Origin of the sequence: Saccharothrix coeruleofusca, from assembly GCF_017876325.1 — a bacterium.
Classification (GTDB): Bacteria; Actinomycetota; Actinomycetes; order Mycobacteriales; family Pseudonocardiaceae; genus Actinosynnema; species Actinosynnema coeruleofuscum.
On sequence record NZ_JAGINV010000001.1, the window covers coordinates 4,774,038 to 4,793,614 of the forward strand.

A 19,577-nucleotide genomic window follows, 5' to 3' on the forward strand; every position below is an offset into this window, starting at 1 on the left:
GATCGCACAACGAAGGGCGCAGTCCACCCCTCGAGGGACCGGACCCGGCCACCTGCTCGAAGCGGCAGACTCGGGTGGGAGCGGGGCTCCACTTGCCGTCCCCGCACGTGCGGGGACTGGTCGCGGGAGAATAGTAGCAGACGGTCCTTGTCAACCCCGAACCGGCGCGGTGGCGGAGGCGGTTGCGACAATGGCCGACGTGACCGACCTGCCTTCAGACAACGTCCGCGAGCTGTCCGATGTTCCCAGCATCGAGGTGATCAGCAAGGCGGCGATCATGCTGCTGTCCGCCGCCGCCGAGCGCCTCGGCCTGGCCGACGAGGACCCCGACACCAGCCCCCGCCGCGACCTCGACGAGGCCCGCAGGCTGATCACCGCGCTGGCGGGCCTGGTCACCGCCGCGACCGAGTACCTCGGCCCGCACGCCGCCCCGCTGCGCGACGGCCTGCAGTCGGTCCAGCGAGCCTTCCGCGAGGCGTCGGCCGTGCCCGACGAGCCGGGCCAGGGCCCCGGCGAGAAGTACACCGGCCCGGTGTACTGACCACCCCCGGCGATGCCCCCTCCGGTACGTCTGCAAGTACTACCCGAGGGGGCTCGCGCAGGCCGGTGACTACTACCCGCCGGACGCGCTGTGGCTAGCGCGGCGGGCGCAGGCCCGCGGCGGCCAGCTGACCCGCCGCCAGCGCCCGGATGACCTCCGGGTCGCGGCGGCGCCACCCCTCCACCGGGTCGCCGTCGAACGCGGCCAGCCTGCGCAGCGACAGCTCGTTGAGCGCCCGCAGCGCCAGCAGGTCCTCCCGGCCGGTGTCCCGCAAGCGCTTGGCCGCACCCGCGCGGCGGGCGTAGCGCACCCGCAGCGGCAGCCAGCTGACCAGCAGGAACGCCACCGGCAGCGCGATCAGCGCGATGGCCAGCCACTGCGCGGTGCTCTCCACCGCCTCGATCTGGGTCTGCCCCGCGCCCACCATCGACCCGCCCGCGTCCTGCCCCCGGCCCAGCGCGTCCGCCAGCCGCCCGCCTACCAGCGGCACGTCCCGCGCGCGGTCGGCGGCGTCGCGGAAGGTGTCGCTGAGCCCCTGCCCCGCCGACACCAGGCCGTCGCCGGGCGCGCGCAGGCGCAGCACCCCGTCGCGCACCCCCAGCGCCAGGTCGACCCAGAACCACACCCACGCCACGGCCAGCAAGTCCGCCAGCACCTGTCGGCCCAATCGGGCAGGGCGGTCCGCGTACCACGTCATGGCGCAAGCATTACCAGCCCGGCGCCGGCTAGGGTCGGCCGAGTGGCGATGACGTTCGGCGAGCTTCTGCGGGAGCACCGGCTGCGCGCGAAGCTCACCCAGGAGGAACTGGCCGCGGGCTCCGGGGTGAGCGTGCGCGCCATCAGCGACATGGAACGCGGCCGGGCCAAGGGCCCGCAGCGCCGCACGGTGGAGGCGCTGGCCCGGCTGCTGGCGCTGACCGAGCCGCAGGCGCAGGCGCTGATGGCCGCCGCGAAGGAGGGGCGGGCGCGCAAGCAGCTGCCGGTGGCCCCCAGCGCGCTGCCCCCGGACCTGGTGGACCTGACCGGCCGGGAAGCCGAGCTGGCCGCGCTGGCCGACGCCGCGGACCGGGTGCGCGGCACCGGCGTGGTCGTGGTGCACGGCCCGCCGGGCGGGGGCAAGACCAGCCTGGCGGTGCGCGCGGCCTACCAACTGGCCCCGCGCTTCCCCGACGGCTGCTTCTTCTTCAACCTGCGCGGCATGGACGCCCGGCCGCTGCACCCGTCGGAGGTGGTGCACCGGGTGCTGCTGGCGCTGGGCGTCGCGGAGAACCGGATGCCCCCCACCGAGGCCGAGCGCTCGGACCTGTACCGGGAGCTGCTGCGCACCCGCTCCACCCTGACGGTGCTGGACAACGCGTCGGACGAGGCGCAGGTGCGGCCGCTGCTGGCCACCGGCGCGCGGTCGCTGGTGCTGGTGACCAGCAGGCAGGTGCTGGGCGGGTTGGAGGCGCCGGTGCGGCTGGGCCTGGACGTGCTGACCCCGAGCGCCTCGCTGGAGCTGCTGGCGGGCATCGCGGGCCGCGACCGGGTGGCCGCCGAGCCGGAAGCCGCCACCAGGGTCGCCGCGCTGTGCGGGCACCTGCCGCTGGCGCTGCGCATCGCGGGCAACCGGCTGGCCAGCCGCCCCCGGTGGACCGTGGCGCACCTGGCGGGCCAGCTGGGCGACGAGCGGCGCAGGCTGACCGCGCTGACCGCGGGCGACCTGCAGGTGCGCACCGCCTTCGAGATGTCCTACCGGCAGCTCAGCGACAAGGCCGCGGTGCTGTTCCGCAGGCTGTCGCTGGTGCCGGGGGCCGACTTCACCCCCGAACTCGCCGCCGCGCTGGCCGACGTGGACCGGTTCGCCGCCGAGGACACCCTCGACGAGCTGGTGGACATGAGCCTGCTGGACACCGCCGAGGTCTCCGGCCGCTACCTGTTCCACGACCTGATCCGGGTCTTCGCGGGCGAGCGGCTGGCCGACGAGGAACCCGCGCCGGTGGTGGAGCAGGCCAGGGGGCGAATGGTCTCCTGGCTGCTGGCCACCGCCACCGCCGCGGGCGGCTTCTTCGCCCCCGAGGGGCGCCAGTCCCCCGTCGGGAACCTGCGCGACGCCGACGACGCCGACGCCTGGCTGGCCGCCGAGACCGCGAACTGGCTCGGCGCGCTGCGCTGGGCGGGCGAGCACGGCGGGCACGCCGAGGTGCTGGCACTGGCCACCGCCATGCACTGGTACTCCGACCAGCGCGGCAGCGGTCAGACGTGGGCGGAGGTGTTCACCGCGGGCGTCGCCGCGGCGCGGGCGCTGGGCAGCGTGCGCGACGAAGCCGTCCAGCTGAACTTCCTGACCTGGACCCTGGCCGTGCTGCTGCGCAAACCGCAGGAGGCGCTGGCGCTGCACGAGCGGGCGTGGCAGGCCGCGGTGGCCGCGGGCGACGTGCGCGAGCAGGCGTGGGCCATGCACTACCGCGCGGTCTCCCACCTGCGCTCGGGCCGCCTGGAGGAGGCCAGGGACAGCGCGGTGCGGGCGCGGCAGCTGTTCCACGACGCGCGCTACCCGCTGGGCGGGCACATCGCCGCGTCCTGCCTGGGACTGGTGCTCAACGGTTTACAGCGCTACGAGGAAGCCGCCGAGCTGCACCGGGGGCTGGTCGCCGACATGCGGGCCAACGCGCTGGGCCTGGCCCCGAGGATGCGCGACGAGATGGTCGCGGCGCTGCTGGTGCGGGTCGGCCAGAGCCTGGTCGAGCTGGGCGACTGGGAGGAGGTCGCCGAGGTGGCGGGCGAAGCCGCGGAGCTCGCCCGCTCCGCCCACGCGCCGAGCAGCCAGGGCGATGCGGCCTACCTGCGCGGGATCGCCCTGCACCGGCTCGGTCGGCTGCCGCAAGCCAAGACCGAGCTGGAGCGGGCGCTGGCCGTGATGACCGAGCACCGCGATGCGCGCCTGGCACTGGTGCTCGACGCCCTGGCCGCCCTGCACGGCGACCTCGGCGACCCGGACGCGGTCGGGGAGTACCGCGCGCGGGCCGCCGAATCGAGGTCACCCGATCGGTGATGCGTTCTTCGCCATCGCCGTGTCGTCCTTCCATGACATGCGATCCGGGTTACCCCCAGTCAACCGCCGCGAGGGCGCGGGCACCACGCAGAACAACCGGCAGAACTGCGTCAGTCGCCCAGCACGGCCAGCGCGTCGATCTCGACCAGCAGGCCGGCGGGCAGTCCGACGTAGACGGTGGTGCGCGCCGGGTACGGCTCGGACATGAACTGGTTGTAGACCTCGTTCATCTCGGCGAAGTGCGCGGTGTCGGTCAGGTAGACGCGCAGCATCACCACGTCGTCCAGGCTCGCGCCGCCCGCCTCCAGCACGGCCACGACGTTGCGCAGCGCCTGGGCGGTCTGCTCGGCGACGGTCTCGCCCACGACCGCCCCCGTGGCGTCGAAGGCGACCTGGCCCGCCACCTGCAGCACGTTGCCCTTGCGGACCCCCTGGGAGAACTTCGCGACGGGGGCGGGCGCCTGCTCGGTGCGGATCTCGGTCTTGGGCACGAATCCTCCTGTGTTCGATCGACCCGGCTCCGCCGGGTCGGGTGAGGCCGCCTGGAAGTCGGCCTCGCGTGGTGGTTGGGGACGGTGGTCCGGTGGTCTAGGGGCGGGGGGACCAGCCGCACTCGACGGAGGCGGCTCGGGCGGTGGCCATGAGGTCGGGCAGGTGGCCCATGAGGCCGTCGTAGTCCAGCAGGACTTTGGGCACCGACATCGAGACCGCGGCCACCACCTCGCCGCGGGCGCCGCGCACGGGGGCGGCGATGCAGTGGATGAAGTCCTCGTGCTCGGCGTTGTCCACGGCGTACCCGCGCTCCCGCACCTTGGCCAGTTCCGCCAGGTAGGTCTGCGGATCGGTGATGGTGTTGGCGGTCAGCGGCACGTAGTCGATCGCGGCGGCGACCTTGCGGCGCTCGGCCTCCGGCAGGTCCGACAGCAGCACCTTGGCCACCGCCGTGCAGTGCAGCGGCGCGCGTCTGCCGATGCGGGAGTACATCCGCATCGGGTGGGTGCTGTCGTACTTGTCGATGTAGATGACCTCACCGTCCTCATAGGACGCGAGGTGGACGGTGTAGCCCAGCCGCGAGTTCAGCTCGCGCAGCGCGGGTTCGGCGCAGCGCCGCACGTCGCGCTCCTCCAGGGCGCGGTGGGCCAGGTCGAACAGGGCGGTGCCCAGCCGGTAGTGGTGCACGCCGTCGCGCTGCACGAACCGGTGCGCCTCCAGGGTGCGCAGCAGCCTCAGCGCGGTGGACTTGTGCACGCCGATGACGCCGGAGAGCTCCTCCAGCGTCTTGGGCCCGGTCGCCAACTGGCCGACCAGCGTCAGCGCGCGGTCCAGGCTCTGGCTCATCGGCGTCTCCTCAGGTGCGCGGCGGCCCAGGTCTCCGGGTCGGCGTCCAGCAGCGGCGTGGTCACCTGACCCGGCAGCGGGTCGCCGACATCCTCTCTGGTCAGCAGCGCCGCGGCGGCTTGGAGGTGACCGGCGCGCAGCCTGCGCGCGGGCGGTTCACCCGCCAGGTGGGCGGCCAGGTACCCGGCGGCGAACGCGTCGCCCGCCCCGACCGGCTCGACCACCTCGACCTTGAGGGCGGGCTGGAAGGTCGTCGTGCCGCCCTCGGCCAGGGTCGCGCCGTGCTCGCCCTGCTTGACCACGAGCGTGCCGGGGCCGGGCAGCAGCCGCCGCAGCCGCGCGGGGTCTCCGGTGCCCCACACCAGCTGGGCCTCGTCGGAGCCGGTCAGCACGATGTCGGCGGCGTCGGCCAGCTCGCGCAGCACCGAGGGGTCGCGGTCGCGCCACAGCGCGGGCCGCCAGTTCAGGTCGAAGGACACCAGCACGTCGCGGGGCCTGGCCACGATCGCGCGCAGCAGCGCCAGGCAGCTGTCCGACAGCGCCGCGGTGATGCCGCTGACGTGCACCAGCGCCACGCCGTCCAGGTCCAGCCGGTCCAGCACCTCCGGGCCCATCGCCGAAGCCGCCGAGCCGCGCCGGTAGTAGCGCACCGGGCTGCCCGCCGCGTCGGCCTCCTTGACGTAGAGGCCGGTGGGCCGGTCGGGGTCCACGCGCACACCGGTGACGTCCACGCCCGCGCCGCCGACGGCGTCCAGCACCGCGCCGCCGAAGGCGTCGTCGCCCACCGCGCCGACCCACCGGCTGCGCACGCCCAGGCGTGCCAGGTGGACGGCCACGTTGGACTCGGCGCCGCCGATCGCCCGCGTCCACGTGCGCGCGGCGCGCACCGGTCCGGGCTCGGCGGGGACGAGGACCGCCATGGTCTCGCCCAGGCACACCACGCCGCCCGAGACGCTGTAACGCATCCGTGTCCTCCGGATTTCACTCGTTGACTGGGCGGCGAGCCGAATGTTACACACGTCCACATCACATCGCGCAATACCCGTTGCGAGATGTGCAACGTGAGGAGCGGACTCGTGGATCTCGACCGCGACGCCGTCGCCGCCATCCGGCAGGAGCGGATCGACTGGCGGTTCAAGGGCGTGCCCGCCGACGCCTTCGGCTCGACCGTCGGTGAGCTGGCCGCGCGCGGGCCCGACCTGTTCACCGACGGCTTCGTCGGCCCGCTGGTGGTGCTGGACGCCGACGCGCTGGAGCACAACCTGGCGGTGATGGCGCGCTGGTGCGCCGAGCACGGCGTCGCGCTCGCCCCGCACGGCAAGACCACCATGGCCCCGCAGCTGTTCGCCCGGCAGTTCGACCACGGCGCGTGGGGCATCACCGCGGCCAACACCAGCCAGCTGCGGGTCTACCGGGCCTTCGGCGTGCGCCGGGTGCTGCTGGCCAACCAGCTGGTCGACCCGGCCGGGCTGCGCTGGCTGGCCGCCGAGCTGGCCGCCGACCCGGCGTTCGAGTTCACCTGCTGGGTGGACTCGGTGGCGTCGGTGGAGCGGATGACCGAGGCGCTGGGCCCGGTCGAGCGGCCGGTGGACGTGCTGGTGGAGCTGGGCGCGCCCGGCGGCCGGACCGGCGCGCGGGACCTGCCGACCGCGCAGGCCGTGGCACGGGCCGCGGCGCAGAGCCCGGCGCTGCGGCTGGCGGGCGTCGGCGGCTACGAGGGCGCGCTGGCGCACGACGCCTCCCCCGCCGCCAAGGCCGCCGTGGACGACTACCTGGAGTCGCTGCGCGAGCTGACCGTCTCGCTGCGGGAGCTGTTCGAGGTCGACGAGCCCGTGGTCACCGCGGGCGGCAGCGCGTACTTCGACCAGGTCGCGGCGGCGCTGACCCGGCCGTGGCCGTTCCCGGTGCGGCCGGTGCTGCGCAGCGGCGCGTACATCACCCACGACGACGGCTTCTACCGGGGCATCTCGCCGCTGGGGCGCACGCCCGGCGCGCAGCCGTTCCGCTCCGCGCTGCGGGCCTGGGCGCAGGTCACCTCGCGTCCGCAGCCGGACCTGGCGCTGCTGACGCTGGGCAAGCGGGACGCCTCGTTCGACGAGGGCCTGCCCGAGCCGCAGGTGGTGCGCGGCCGCGACGGCGTGCAGCGGCCGCTGGAGGCGGAGGTCACCGCGCTCAACGACCAGCACGCGTTCCTCAGGCTGCCCGAGGACTCGCCGGTCGAGGTCGGCGACTGGATCGGCCTGGGGCTGTCCCACCCCTGCACGGTGTTCGACAAGTGGCAGCTGATCCCGGTGGTGCGCGGCACCACCGTGGTCGACCTGATCCGCACCTACTTCTGAACCTACTCCTCGGGGAGGCCGCGTGGACATCGTCTACCGGGGCGCGCTGGTGGCCGACGGCACCGGAGCGCCCGCCTACCAAGCCGACGTCGGCGTCGCCGACGGCCGCATCGCGGGCATCGGCCGCGGCTTGGGGGGCAAGCGCGTCGTCGACGCGGACGGCCTGGTGCTCGCGCCGGGCTTCATCGACATGCACTCGCACTCCGACCTGCAGGTGCTGGCCGAACCCGAGCACATGGCCAAGGTCAGCCAGGGCGTCACCACCGAGGTGCTCGGCCAGGACGGGCTGTCCTACGCCCCGGTGGACGACGAGGTGCTGGCCACGTTGCGCGGCCAGCTGGCAGGCTGGAACGACGACCCGCCCGGCTTCGACTGGGACTGGCGCTCGGTCGGCGAGTACCTGGACCGGCTCGACCGCGGCATCGCGGTCAACGCCGCCTACCTGGTGCCGCAGGGCACGCTGCGGATGCTGTGCCTTGGCTGGGAGGACCGCCCGCCCACCGAAGCCGAACTGGACCGGATGCGCTCGGTGCTCGCGCAGTCCCTGCGGCAGGGCGCGATGGGCCTGTCCTCGGGGCTGACCTACACGCCCGGCATGTACGCCGGGACCGCCGAGCTGGTCGAGCTGTGCAAGGTCGTGGGCGAGCACGGCGGGTTCTACAGCCCGCACCACCGCAGCTACGGCGCGGGCGCGCTGGAGGCGTACGCGGAGATGGTGGCGGTGTCCAGGGAATCGGGCTGCCCGCTGCACCTGGCGCACGCCACGATGAACTTCCCGGTCAACGAGGGCCGCGCGGGCGAGCTGCTGGCGCTGCTGGACGAGGCGATCGCCGCGGGCGCGGACATCACCCTCGACACCTACCCGTACCTGCCCGGCGCGACCTACCTGTCCGCGCTGCTGCCCAGCTGGGCCACCGAGGGCGGCCCGGAGGCCACCCTGGCCCGCCTGTCCGATGTGGACACCCGTGAGCGCATCCGCGCGGAGATCGAGGACACCGGCTCGGACGGCTGCCACGGCGTGCCGGTGGACTGGGACTCCATCGAGATCAACGGCGTGCGCCGGGAGGAGAACGCGCACCTGGTCGGGCGCAGCGTCGCCGAGTCCGCGCGCGTGGCGGGCCGCCCGCCCGCCGAGCTGTACTTCGACGTGCTGGTCTCCGAGCGGCTGGGCACGTCCTGCCTGATGCACGTGGGCCACGAGGACAACGTGCAGGCGATCATGCGCCACCCCGCGCACACCGGCGGCAGCGACGGCCTGCTGGTCGGCGACCGGCCGCACCCGCGCGCCTGGGGCACCTTCCCCCGCTACCTGGCCCGCTACGTGCGCGAACTGGGCGTGCTGGGCCTGGAGGAGTGCGTGGCGCACCTGACCGGGCGGGCCGCGCGGCGGCTGCGGCTGACCGACCGCGGCCTGGTCCGCGAGGGCTACGCCGCGGACCTGGTGCTGTTCGACCCCGACACCGTGGCCGACACCGCCACCTTCGACCTGCCCCGGCAAGCCGCCGCGGGCATCCCCCACGTCGTCGTCAACGGGGTACCCGTGATCGACGACGGCAGGCGCACCGACGCCCTGCCTGGCCGTTCCCTGCGAAACCCCCGGAGCCGCGCGTGATCGACTGGTTGCAGCACTCGACCGGAGGGCTGCTGACGCTGGCCGCGCTCAGCATCGCCCTCCTGCTGTTGCTGATCATCAGGTGGAAGGTCGAACCCTTCATCGCGCTGATCGTGGTCGGCCTGCTGGTCGCGCTGGCGGCGGGCGTGCCCACCGAGACCCTGGTCGGCTCGGCGCAGAAGGCGTCGGACTCGCTGCTGGAGAAGGGCTTCGGCGGCATCCTCGGCCACATCACCGCCATCATCGGCCTGGGTACCCTGCTCGGGGCGATCCTGGAGGCCTCCGGCGGCGCGCAGGTGCTCACCCGCAAGCTGCTGACGTTGTTCGGGGACAACCGCGCGCCGCTGGCGATGGGCCTGGCGGGCCTGATCTTCGGCGTGCCGGTGTTCTTCGACATCGGCATCTTCGTGCTCGCGCCGCTGGTGTACGTGGCCGCCAAGCAGAGCGGCCGGTCGATCGTGCTCTACGCGATGCCGCTGCTGGCCGGCCTGTCGGTGATGCACGCGTTCATGCCGCCGCACCCCGGCCCGGTGGCCGCGGCGGGTCTGCTGGGGGTCAGCCTCGGCTGGATCATCATCATGGCGCTGGCCGTGGCCATCCCGTCGTGGCTGGTCGGCGGTGTGCTGTTCTCGTCGTGGATCGGCAAGCGGCTGACCGTGCCGGTGCCCGAGGAGATGCTGGCCGCCGCGGAGAAGGCGCGCGGCGAGGGTGCCCGCGACGAGCCGCCGCTGTCGCTGGTGCTGGGCATCATCGCGGTGCCGCTGGTGCTGATCCTGGCGGGCACGTTCGGCAGCATCCTGCTGCCCAAGGGCTCCACGCTGCTGGGCGTGTTCACCTTCTTCGGCACGCCCGCGGTGGCGCTGACCATCGCCGTGCTGCTGGCGTTCTGGCTGCTGGGCTTCCGCCGCGGGATGACCCGCGAGCAGGTCACCGAGCTGTCCGCGGCCTCGCTGCGGCCGGTGGCGATGATCCTGCTGGTGGTCGGCGCGGGCGGGTTCTTCGGCGCGGTGCTCTCGGCCACCGGCGTGGGCAAGGTGCTGGCCACCGAGCTGTCCGACCTCGGCCTGCCGGTCATCGCGCTGTCCTACGTGATCAGCTGCGCGCTGCGGATCGCGCAGGGCTCGGCGACCGTGGCCATCGTGACCACCACCGGCATCGTCGCCCCGGTGGTGGCCGACCTGGGCTACTCGCAGCCGCAGCTGGCGCTGGTGGTCATGGCCATCGCGTCCGGCTCGATCATCGCCTCGCACGTCAACGACGGCGGCTTCTGGATCGTGTCCCGCTACTTCGGGCTGTCGGTCAAGGAGACGCTGCAGACCTGGACGGTGCTGGAGACCATCCTGTCCGTGGTCGGCTTCGCGGTGGCGGCACTGCTGAGCCTGGTGGTCTGAGCGTCCCCCGGCCAACCGCGGAGAACCCCCTGCGCCCTCCCTCGCAGGGGGTTCCCGCCTCCGGGGGTCAGCCCGCCTTCTTCCCCTCCGGAGTGGCGGCGAACCGGCCACCACCCAGGCCGTGGCCATTGGCCTCGCCGCACGACTCGTCGCCGGAAAAGGTGCGGGGCGGCCACTTCACCGCGCACGCACCGTCGCAAGTGGACACCGAGGGGTTCGCACTGCCCTCGTCGAACCGGTGCAGCGTCGTGCTGTCCTTGTCGGTCAGCACGGCGCCCAGGCCGCCGAGGGTGGCCCGCACCGCACCGTCGCGCCGCGCCTGGCCGCGGGCGGTGAGCAGCGCGGCACCGATGGGGGCGACCGCCCCGAGCGCCACCGCACGTGTGCGGGTCATGGTGAACCTCCTCGCGGTCGCCGCGTCCGTCCCGGCGACCGGCTCACCACATGCACGTACCGCGGCCCGGAGTGGTTCACCACGATCTACGGCAAGTACCACCCGGCGTCTCCGGGCGGGCCGGTGACCACTACCCGGCCTCCCGGACGCGGGACTGGCGCGCGGCCCGCAAACCCGCCAGGTAGGTCTCCAGCCCGCGCCGCCCGTGGCGCATCATCAGCTCGTGGTTGGCCTTGAGCAGGGGCCGCGCGGGCAGGCCCAGCAGGCGCAGCAGCGGCTTGCGCACGACCACCTCCTGGTCGTAGACGACCCTGGTGCCCTCGCCCTCGGGCAGCAGCGTCCAGCCCACCGTGCCGTCGAGGTCGCCCACCAGGTCCGCGCGCAGCAGCAGCCGCTCGCGGTCGCTGGTGTTGTGGTGGACCTCGAAGACCAGGTCGTAGGGCAGCAGTGAACGACAGCGCAGCTCGGCGGCCTGCTCGCCGATCTGGCGTCCCTCGCGCACCTCGGGCCACCAGTCCAGGTAGCCGCGCAGGTCGGCCAGCACGTCGTAGACCTCGCCGGGCGGAGCCGCCACGGACCAGACGCTGCGGAAGCGGTAGGAGTTCACCGGCATGACCACCGTGTTCACCCCGGCGGGGGCGCGCAAACCAGAACCGGCCGCGCCCCCACCGGGGTCGTGTCACGCCGAGGCGCGGACCCCCAGCACCTCGCGCAGGAACTCCGCGGTGTGGCTCTCGGCGACCTCCGCCACCTGCTCCGGGGTGCCCTCGGCGACCACTGTGCCGCCGCCCGAGCCGCCCTCCGGACCCATGTCCACGATCCAGTCGGAGGTCTTGATCACGTCGAGGTTGTGCTCGATCACGATCACCGTGTTGCCCTTGTCCACCAGGCCGTTGATCACGCCCAGCAGCTTGCGGATGTCCTCGAAGTGCAGGCCCGTGGTCGGCTCGTCGAGGATGTAGACCGTCTTGCCCGTCGAGCGCTTCTGCAGCTCGCTGGCCAGCTTCACGCGCTGGGCCTCACCGCCGGACAGGGTCGGCGCGGGCTGGCCCAGCCGCACGTAGCCCAGGCCGACGTCGACCAGCGTCCGCAGGTGCCGGTGGATGGCGTTGATCGGCTCGAAGAACTCCGCCGCCTCCTCGATCGGCATGTCGAGGACCTCGGCGATGGTCTTGCCCTTGTAGTGCACCTCCAGCGTCTCCCGGTTGTACCGGGCGCCCTTGCACACCTCGCAGGGGACGTAGACGTCGGGCAGGAAGTTCATCTCGATCTTGATGGTGCCGTCGCCCGCGCACGCCTCGCAGCGCCCGCCCTTGATGTTGAACGAGAACCGACCCGGCTGGTAGCCGCGCACCTTGGCCTCGGTCGTCGCCGCGAACAGCTTGCGGATGTGGTCGAACACCCCGGTGTAGGTGGCCGGGTTGGACCGCGGGGTGCGGCCGATCGGCGACTGGTCGACCTGCACCAGCTTGTCGACGTGCTCCAGGCCCTTGATCCGGGTGTGCCTGCCGGGCACCTGGCGGGCGCCGTTGAGCTTGTTCGCCAGCACCGTCGCCAGGATGTCGTTGACCAGCGTCGACTTGCCCGAGCCGGAGACACCGGTGACCGAGACCAGGCAGCCCAGCGGGAACGACACGTCGATGCCGCGCAGGTTGTGCTCGCGCGCGCCGACCACGGTCAGCTGGCGCTTCTTGTCGACCTTGCGGCGCGTGGCGGGCATCGGGATCTGCTGGCGCCCCGACAGGTACGCGCCGGTGATCGACTCCTTGTTCTTCAGCAGCGCCTTGTACGGGCCGCTGTGCACCACCCGGCCGCCGTGCTCGCCCGCGCCGGGACCGATGTCGACCACCCAGTCCGAGGTGCGGATGGTGTCCTCGTCGTGCTCGACCACGATCAGCGTGTTGCCCAGGTCGCGCAGCCGGGTCAGGGTCTCGATCAGCCGGTGGTTGTCGCGCTGGTGCAGGCCGATCGACGGCTCGTCCAGCACGTAGAGCACGCCCACCAGGCCGGAGCCGATCTGCGTGGCCAGCCGGATGCGCTGCGCCTCGCCGCCGGACAGGGTGCCCGACGCGCGGTCCAGCGACAGGTAGTTCAGGCCCACGTCGAGCAGGAAGTGCAGGCGGGCCTGGATCTCCTTGAGCACCGCGCCCGCGATCATGGCCTCGCGCTCGCCCAGCTGGAGCCCGTCGAGGAACTCCGAGCACTCCGCGACGCTCATCGCGCAGACCTCGGCGATGGACTTGTCACCCCGCGTGGCGTGGTGCAGCGTCACGGCCAGGATCTCGGGCTTGAGGCGGGTGCCCTGGCACGTCGGGCACGGCACCTCCCGCATGTAGCCCTCGTACTTCTCCTTCATGTACTCGGACTCGGTCTGCTCCTGGCGGCGCTCCAGGAACGGGATGACGCCCTCGAAGTTGGCGTAGTAGGAGCGCTCGCGGCCGTAGCGGTTCTTGTAGCGGACGTTGACCTGCTCGTCGACGCCGTGCAGGACCGCCTTCTGCGCCTTGGCGGGCAGGTTGCGCCACGGGGTGTCCATGCGGAACCCGATGGCCAGGCTCAGCGACTCCAGCAGCCGGGTGAAGTACTCGGCGGTCTGCCCGCTGGCCCACGGCGCGATCGCGCCCTCGGCCAGCGACAGCTCGTCGTCGGGCACCACCAGTTCCGGGTCGACCTCCTTGCGCACGCCGATGCCGGTGCACACCGGGCACGCGCCGTAGGGCGAGTTGAACGAGAACGACCTCGGCTCCAGGTCCTCGATCGCCAGCGGGTGGCCGTTGGGGCAGGCCAGGTTCTCGGAGAAGCCGCGCACCCGGTACGGGTCGTCCTCGGGCAGGTCGACGAACTCCAGCTCGACCAGGCCGTCGGCCAGCCGCAGCGCGGTCTCCACCGAGTCGGTCAGCCGCTGCTTGGCGCTGGCCTTCACGCTGAGCCGGTCGATGACGACCGCGATGTGGTGCTTCTCCTGCTTCTTGAGCTTGGGCACCTCGCCCAGCGCGTAGACCACGCCGTCGACCTTGGCCCGCGAGTAGCCCTGCGACTGCAGGTTGGCGAACAGGTCGAGGTACTCGCCCTTGCGACCGCGGATGACCGGGGCGAGCACCTGGAACTTGGTGCCCTGCGTCATGGCCAGCACCTGGTCGACGATCTGCTGCGGGGTCTGCTTGCTGATCGCCTCGCCGCAGGTGGGGCAGTGCGGCTTGCCCGCGCGGGCGTAGAGCAGCCGCAGGTAGTCGTAGACCTCGGTGATGGTGCCCACGGTCGAGCGCGGGTTGCGGCTGGTCGACTTCTGGTCGATCGACACCGCGGGCGACAGTCCCTCGATGAAGTCGACGTCCGGCTTGTCCATCTGACCGAGGAACTGCCTGGCGTAGGCCGACAGCGACTCCACGTAGCGCCGCTGGCCCTCGGCGAAGATCGTGTCGAAGGCGAGGCTCGACTTGCCCGAGCCGGACAGCCCGGTGAACACGATCAGGCTGTCCCTGGGCAGGTCGAGGTCAACGCCTCGCAGGTTGTGCTCGCGTGCGCCGCGAACGACAAGGCGGTCCGCCACTTACGGTTCCCTTCGACTTCTGCGATCCCCGAACACGCGTTCGAAAAAGCGTACTGGACCTGATGCTTCCCCGACCGAGGAGGGTGACGCCCCATGCTAGGGCCGACCACCGACAAAAACCGGCCCGCTTCCGCCCGATCGTGCGCCAACGGGTCTACCGAGGGGTAGGCAACGCCCCTACGCTGGAGCGATAGGCCATTCGGCGGCCGATCGGGGATGAGGTGCCCATGAGCTTCGCTGATGCAGCCCAGGTCCACTCCACCGGAACGAGCGTACCCGCGCCGCGCGAGCAGTCCGCGGCCGCGCAGGACGCGGTCGCCGGGCTGGCCGAGGTGGAGGTGGCCACGTCCGCCCTGTACGCCGCGGTCGAGGGGCTGGACCAGGTGGCGATGCGCGGACCCAGCCTGCTGCCCGGCTGGAGCCGGGCACACGTCATCACCCACCTGGCCCGCCAGGCCGACGCCCTGGTCAACCTGCTGACCTGGGCCAAGACCGGGGTCGAGCACCAGATGTACCCCAGCGCGGCGGACCGGGACGCCGACATCGCCGAGGGCGCGATCCGCTGGCCCCAGCTGCTGCGGGCGGACCTGGACGCGGCCTGCCAGCGGTTCGCCACCGCCGCGGCCGAGCTGCCCGCCGGGGCGTGGGAGGCCGAGGTGGCCCACCTGCGCGGCCCGCTGCTGGCCCACCGCGTCCCCTGGCTGCGGCTGCGCGAGGTGTGGCTGCACCTGGTCGACCTGGACTGCGGCGTCGGCTTCGCCGACCTGCCCCCGCACCTGGCGGAGTGGTTCGTGGACGAGGCGGTCGGCCAGTACGCCGACCGCCCCGACGTGCCCGCGGTGCGCCTGGAGGTGCGGCTGCCGGACGGCCGTCAGCGCAGCTGGGAGTTGACCACCACGGGCAGTGACGCGTCGACCTCGCTCAGCGGCGCCGCGGCCGACGCGATCGGGTGGCTGACCGGCCGCCAGGACGGCACCCGGCTCGACGGGACGGCGCCCGCGCTGCCCAGCTGGCTGTGAAGGGTGAGCCGACCGGCCAGCAGCAGGCGCACCAGCACGGGGCGGTGGCTGGTGGTGAGCAGCCGGTAGACGGGCCGCTCGACGAGCTTGGTCAGCAGCCAGCCCAGGGCGACCGCGACGCCGGTGAACGCCACGAGCTGCACCCACGGCCCGAACCCGGTCAACCGCTCCATCACGACGTAGCCGATCTCCTGGTGGACCAGGTAGACGCCGTAGGAGATGCCCGCCAGCCACTGGACGGGCCGGGCCAGCACGCGCACCGGCCAGACGTCCCAGTCCGGACCGGCCGCGGCGGCGCACACCCCGACCAGCAGCACGCCCAGGCCCAGCGTCGACTCCAGGTCGGCGCTGTGCACCCACTGCGCCCCCAGCGCCGCCGCGAGCAGCACGATCAGGTGTCCGTCGCCGAGGCGCCCCTTTGACCACAGCCAGATGCCCACGCCCGCGGCGAACAGCTGGGCCCGGTGCACGCCCAGGCCGTCGTAGAAGGTGCGCACCAGGCCGGGCTCGACCGTCCACAACCGCAGCACCAGCGGCCCCAGCACCAGCCCCCACAGCAGCGGCGGCAACGCCCGGCCCCGGACGCGCGAGGCCAGCAGGGCGCCCGCGACGAAGCCGGTGACCTGCACCGGGAGGGTCCAGTAGGAGAAGTCGACCAAGCGGACGTCGGGGAACCAGTTCTGCAGCATCAGCACGTTGAGCAGCAGGTCACGCGGCTCCAGGTGGCTCCAGCCCTGCGGGGCCAGGTAGCGCAGCACGCCGTAGGTGCAGGTGGCGGCCACGGCGTAGGCGGGCAGCAGGCGGGCGAGGCGGTTGCGCAGGAAGCGGGCGCGGTGCCCCTTGGCCAGCGAGGCGCAGGTGAAGAAGGCGGAGATCACGACCAGGGCGCTCGCCCCCATCTCCAGGGAGACGGTGAAGGCCGGGGAGCCGATCTCGGGGTGAGCGGAGGGACCGGCGTGGGTCGCGTGCTGCAGCAGGACCGCCAACACGGCGAGAACGCGCAGGACGTCCCAGTTGATCCGACGAGTCTTGGGCACGGGGTGGAGAACCTGTTCGGAGCGTGTTCGAGTGATTACGGTCGGGGGCGATCGTTAACAACCCTAACGGGCAGAGCTGTGAGCACCCTGAAGATGTGCGCTTGACACGCCCGCGCGGCTACCGTCGGCGATCGTGGACGTACTCGAGCACTACACCGGTCACGTCGAGCCGGGCGGACCGGCCACGCGACGGACGCTGGACGCCCTGACCATCACGAAGGTGTCGGTCGGGCCGATGGACAACAACGCCTACCTGCTGGTGTGCCGCGCCACCAACGAAGCGCTGCTGATCGACGCGGCGGCGGACCCGCAGCGCATCTCGGACGTGGTGGGGCACTCGGTGCACCGGCCGCGGCTGAAGACCGTGGTGACCACCCACCAGCACGCGGACCACTGGGGCGCGCTGGGCGCGGTGGCGGGCGCGAACGGCTCCAACACGGTGGCGCACGAGCTGGACGCCGGGGTGCTGCCGGTGCCGCCGGACCGGTTCGTCACTCAGGGTGATGTCATTCACGTCGGCGAGGTGCCGTTGGAGGTCATCCACCTGCGCGGGCACACGCCGGGGTCCATCGCCCTGCTCTACCGCGACCCGGCCGGGCACCCGCACCTGTTCACCGGCGACTCGCTGTTCCCCGGCGGTGTCGGGAAGACCACGTCACCGGAGAACTTCACCTCGTTGATCAACGACGTGTCGTCGCGCGTCTTCGACGTGCTGCCGGACGAGACGTGGTTCTACCCCGGTCACGGGGACGACTCCACCCTGGGGCGTGAACGACCTCACCTGGACGAGTGGCGCTCACGCGGCTGGTGAGCTGAAGAACATTCCGGACGGGGCCGCCTGAGTCGTCAGGCGGCCCTTTTCGCTGCAGACAAGCTAAACGGGAGGCGCACCGGAGCGCGGCTTGGCGGACGCCTTCCGGGCGAACAACTCCCCCAACCAGAAGGTGTCGCCCAGCGTCAGCCGATCGAAAAGCACGCAGACGGCTCCGGGAGTGTCCTCGGAATCCCAGATTGCCGAAACATCCCTGCCGCGTTCGTTCCCGTGCCGACTCAGCCAGTAGATCCTGTCGCCCGGCTTGAGCTGGAAAGCCCTGACGATCTCCCGGTTCGACGACATGCGAGTGCTCGGTTGTCCGATCCGCGCCCCGAAACCGTATTCGGCAGTCGGCCGGGGACATCGCCAGACGATCCGGAACTGCTCGTCAATCGGCAACGCGGCCGAGCCCACGTGCACGTCTTTGACCAGGTAGAACGTGACGAGCCGACGCGCCTTGTCCGACATCTCGGGCCACGTTCTCGAGAGCGCCTCGGCACACACCTCGGCATCCGACTCCAACTCTGCGGCGATGGCAGCCAGGTCATGGTCGGTCGCGGTCTCGGCGTGGAGCGCCTGGATTGACCGGGGCAAGGCGTCGAGTTGAATCCAAAGACGGCGTTCAACTCTTTTGGCTACGTAGTTGTCACGTGCGTCGATGTTGGTTCGAAGCGGCGGATCGTCGACGGCGGGTTTACGAGCCCGCTCAGTCGCGTCGAAGCAGGCCGCCAGCCACTGCGCCTCGGCCATGTGCAGTATTATGTCCGCCACTATGGGAACACCGGAAAAAACGCCTGACCGACCGTCGGGATGCAGATGTTCGGGGCCGATATGTACCGGCTGCCAGTCGAGGTCGCTGTGCAGCAAGGTTGCAAATCCCTCACCCCGGCGCTGCCAAAAAATCAGGTCTTCCCCGTACACGTTCACATGGTGTCGCACGATATCTGATGGACTGAACTCGACGCCCGCCTTCTCACCTAACCGAGCCTGGATGATTCGGCTTCCCCGATAACGGCTCAGGTAGCGTCTGACCTCGGCGACAAAGTCCGCAATGGATTCATCGTCCAACTTCTGGTCCGGGCTGATGGTGATCGCATTGAGCACCTCGCCGTTGCGCCGAGCCGACAGCAACTGTTTGGTGGCATTGGCCCAGTAGAGACCGTCGGTGTCCGGGTCGTGCACGACGCAGAGCACCGGGAGGTTGCCATCGGCCCAGGTGCTGCCATGGTCACCGATCGGCACGGCGTACCCATCAGCCCTGCGCCACGAACGACCGCCCTTGACCTGGATCTTGACCAGGTCGCCGGTGACCTCACCGTCCTCGGTGAACGTGACGTGTTGGTCCTCTCCGAAGTCGTTCTGGCCGTCCACCTCCTGAACTATGTGATTGTGTCGCTCCAGAAGCGTCCGCAGCGCGTTGACCGCCGCACGGCTGGGCCTGCGAGCATCAGGCACCTTCGGCAATGGAACCTCCGGTTCACGGTGCGCGGCGACCGGACAGGTGGCCCGCGACAGGTTGGGTGCGGTGAGGGTAGTGGCTCATCGCAGTACGTCGATCCGACGTGTTCGTCCAGGCATGGACCCACTGCTGCGAGGTCCCGACGATCGTGCTCGTGCAACTGCGTCACATCACGCTTGAGCGTCGGCTCGGCGATCCCGCCTGCCCTGAGGCACTACGACGGCCGCCGGATCGGCACGGCCTCCGTGCGGTCAGGCAGCCCTGCAACCACTCCTCAGCCTCACTCCGCTCGCCGCGGCTCCAGGTCTCCGGCCCGCTTCTCACACCTCGACGATCTCGACCATGCCCTCAAGTCCGGCGAAGTCCTTGGTGTTGCGCGTGTACAGCGGCAGTCCGCGCGCGGAGGCGATGGCGGCGATCATCAGATCCAGGCGGCGCGGTTTCGGGTCCCGGTTCGCGTCCAAGGTCAGCGCCACCAGCGTGCCGAAGCGGGCAGCGGCCTGGCTGTCGAACGGCAACGGCTCGAACTCCGCGATCGCCGCGCCCAACTTCTCGGTCCGCGCGGCCCGTGTGGCGGCGTCCTTCGCCATCGCCACACCTTGGTGCAGTTCGGCCATGGTGATCGCGGTCAATTCGGGAATCTCCGGCAGCGCCGCCGGATCGAGCAGGCCCAGGTCGATGTAGGCGCAGGTGTCCAACACACCCGACTCGCGCCGCTCAGCCACGGCCCCGCTCCCAAGGGTCGTCTCCACCGATCCGGTCTTCGCCACCGAAGAGGGCGTCGGCCTCACGCCTCATGCGGTCGTGATCGACCTGCGGCAGCCTCCGGTGCCGCTCCACCAGTTCCTCCGCCGTCCAACGCCGCCTGCGGGGCAGGGGGCGCACCTCCGCGATCTCCACACCGTTGCGGGTGACGTGGTAAGTCTCCCCCGCCTCGACCGCGTCCATGACCGCAGCCGAGTTGTTGCGAAACTCCCGTTGACTGATGACCTTCACAGGCCAAGCGTAGCCCTACGTAGCACTTCGAGCTACAAGCGCTGGACCTCTTC

The 19,577-nt window shown here is 71.8% G+C and carries 17 protein-coding genes and 1 pseudogene; 7 read left to right on the forward strand and 11 right to left on the reverse strand.

Going from position 1 to position 19,577, the window contains the following annotated elements; translation table 11 throughout:
• The first annotated feature begins 190 nt into the window (after nt 1-190).
• On the forward strand, nt 191-541 hold the full coding sequence (locus tag JOF41_RS21190) for a DUF1844 domain-containing protein (RefSeq protein ID WP_189223266.1): 351 nt from the start codon (nt 191-193) through the stop codon (nt 539-541).
• A gap of 94 nt (nt 542-635) precedes the next feature.
• Here JOF41_RS21190 and JOF41_RS21195 read toward each other — a convergent pair whose 3' ends face one another.
• Nucleotides 636-1,238: a hypothetical protein gene (locus tag JOF41_RS21195; RefSeq protein ID WP_189223265.1), complete on the reverse strand. Its 603-nt coding sequence runs from the start codon at nt 1,236-1,238 to the stop codon at nt 636-638.
• A gap of 48 nt (nt 1,239-1,286) precedes the next feature.
• Here JOF41_RS21195 and JOF41_RS21200 point away from each other — a divergent pair, with 48 nt between their 5' ends.
• A complete protein-coding gene (locus JOF41_RS21200) occupies nt 1,287-3,575 on the forward strand; it encodes an ATP-binding protein (protein WP_209624353.1) in 2,289 nt (762 codons plus the stop codon).
• A gap of 110 nt (nt 3,576-3,685) precedes the next feature.
• Here the strand turns inward: JOF41_RS21200 and JOF41_RS21205 are convergent, their stop codons facing one another.
• The 3 genes from JOF41_RS21205 to JOF41_RS21215 all read right to left on the reverse strand — a co-directional run bounded on the left by JOF41_RS21205 (nt 3,686) and on the right by JOF41_RS21215 (nt 5,878).
• Nucleotides 3,686-4,066 (reverse strand): RidA family protein, encoded by a 381-nt coding sequence (locus JOF41_RS21205; RefSeq protein ID WP_189223264.1) that lies wholly within the window; start codon nt 4,064-4,066, stop codon nt 3,686-3,688.
• Nucleotides 4,067-4,163: 97 nt separating this feature from the next.
• Entirely contained in the window at nt 4,164-4,913 is a 750-nt protein-coding gene (locus tag JOF41_RS21210; RefSeq protein WP_209621402.1) for an IclR family transcriptional regulator, read from the reverse strand.
• Entirely contained in the window at nt 4,910-5,878 is a 969-nt protein-coding gene (locus JOF41_RS21215; protein ID WP_189223262.1) for a sugar kinase, read from the reverse strand. Before JOF41_RS21215 ends, JOF41_RS21210 begins: the two co-directional genes overlap by 4 nt.
• Before the next feature lie 87 nt (nt 5,879-5,965).
• On the opposite strand from JOF41_RS21215, the gene JOF41_RS21220 reads away from it, so the two are divergent.
• Genes JOF41_RS21220 through JOF41_RS21230 form a run of 3 tightly spaced genes read left to right on the forward strand, consistent with a single transcriptional unit; the run spans nt 5,966 to nt 10,255 of the window.
• On the forward strand, nt 5,966-7,252 hold the full coding sequence (locus JOF41_RS21220) for an amino acid deaminase (RefSeq protein ID WP_209621404.1): 1,287 nt from the start codon (nt 5,966-5,968) through the stop codon (nt 7,250-7,252).
• A 22-nt stretch (nt 7,253-7,274) separates the two neighbouring features.
• Entirely contained in the window at nt 7,275-8,864 is a 1,590-nt protein-coding gene (locus tag JOF41_RS21225) for an N-acyl-D-amino-acid deacylase family protein (protein WP_209621406.1), read from the forward strand.
• Nucleotides 8,861-10,255 carry a GntP family permease gene (locus tag JOF41_RS21230; RefSeq protein WP_189223259.1) on the forward strand — a complete coding sequence of 465 codons (1,395 nt, stop codon included), beginning with the start codon at nt 8,861-8,863 and terminating at the stop codon, nt 10,253-10,255. Before JOF41_RS21225 ends, JOF41_RS21230 begins: the two co-directional genes overlap by 4 nt.
• 67 nt (nt 10,256-10,322) lie before the next feature.
• On the opposite strand, the gene JOF41_RS21235 is transcribed toward JOF41_RS21230, so the two are convergent.
• The 3 genes from JOF41_RS21235 to uvrA all read right to left on the reverse strand — a co-directional run bounded on the left by JOF41_RS21235 (nt 10,323) and on the right by uvrA (nt 14,199).
• Nucleotides 10,323-10,649 carry a hypothetical protein gene (locus tag JOF41_RS21235; protein ID WP_209621408.1) on the reverse strand — a complete coding sequence of 109 codons (327 nt, stop codon included), beginning with the start codon at nt 10,647-10,649 and terminating at the stop codon, nt 10,323-10,325.
• Nucleotides 10,650-10,779: 130 nt separating this feature from the next.
• Entirely contained in the window at nt 10,780-11,262 is a 483-nt protein-coding gene (locus JOF41_RS21240) for an SRPBCC family protein (RefSeq protein WP_189223355.1), read from the reverse strand.
• 66 nt (nt 11,263-11,328) lie between these two features.
• Nucleotides 11,329-14,199: an excinuclease ABC subunit UvrA gene (uvrA, locus tag JOF41_RS21245; RefSeq protein WP_189223257.1), complete on the reverse strand. Its 2,871-nt coding sequence runs from the start codon at nt 14,197-14,199 to the stop codon at nt 11,329-11,331.
• A 227-nt stretch (nt 14,200-14,426) separates the two neighbouring features.
• Here uvrA and JOF41_RS21250 point away from each other — a divergent pair, with 227 nt between their 5' ends.
• The gene (locus JOF41_RS21250) at nt 14,427-15,218 is read left to right on the forward strand and encodes a maleylpyruvate isomerase family mycothiol-dependent enzyme (RefSeq protein ID WP_189223256.1); all 792 of its coding nucleotides are present in this window, start codon (nt 14,427-14,429) and stop codon (nt 15,216-15,218) included.
• Nucleotides 15,219-15,319: 101 nt separating this feature from the next.
• Here JOF41_RS21250 and JOF41_RS21255 read toward each other — a convergent pair.
• Nucleotides 15,320-16,255, reverse strand: a pseudogene (locus JOF41_RS21255) (acyltransferase family protein); the annotation flags it as partial.
• 133 nt (nt 16,256-16,388) lie between these two features.
• On the opposite strand from JOF41_RS21255, the gene JOF41_RS21260 reads away from it, so the two are divergent.
• Entirely contained in the window at nt 16,389-17,066 is a 678-nt protein-coding gene (locus JOF41_RS21260) for an MBL fold metallo-hydrolase (protein WP_189223255.1), read from the forward strand.
• Between the two features lie 63 nt (nt 17,067-17,129).
• On the opposite strand, the gene JOF41_RS21265 is transcribed toward JOF41_RS21260, so the two are convergent.
• The 3 genes from JOF41_RS21265 to JOF41_RS21275 form a co-directional block, all read right to left on the reverse strand.
• Nucleotides 17,130-18,524, reverse strand: a complete 1,395-nt coding sequence (locus JOF41_RS21265) for a DUF4365 domain-containing protein (protein ID WP_209621410.1) — start codon at nt 18,522-18,524, stop codon at nt 17,130-17,132.
• A gap of 324 nt (nt 18,525-18,848) precedes the next feature.
• Complete coding sequence (locus JOF41_RS21270; RefSeq protein ID WP_307867486.1) at nt 18,849-19,253, reverse strand: type II toxin-antitoxin system VapC family toxin; 405 nt, start codon at nt 19,251-19,253, stop codon at nt 18,849-18,851.
• Nucleotides 19,246-19,524, reverse strand: a complete 279-nt coding sequence (locus JOF41_RS21275; RefSeq protein ID WP_189223252.1) for a type II toxin-antitoxin system Phd/YefM family antitoxin — start codon at nt 19,522-19,524, stop codon at nt 19,246-19,248. The genes JOF41_RS21270 and JOF41_RS21275 overlap by 8 nt, the downstream gene beginning before the upstream one ends.
• Nucleotides 19,525-19,577 lie beyond the last annotated feature (53 nt).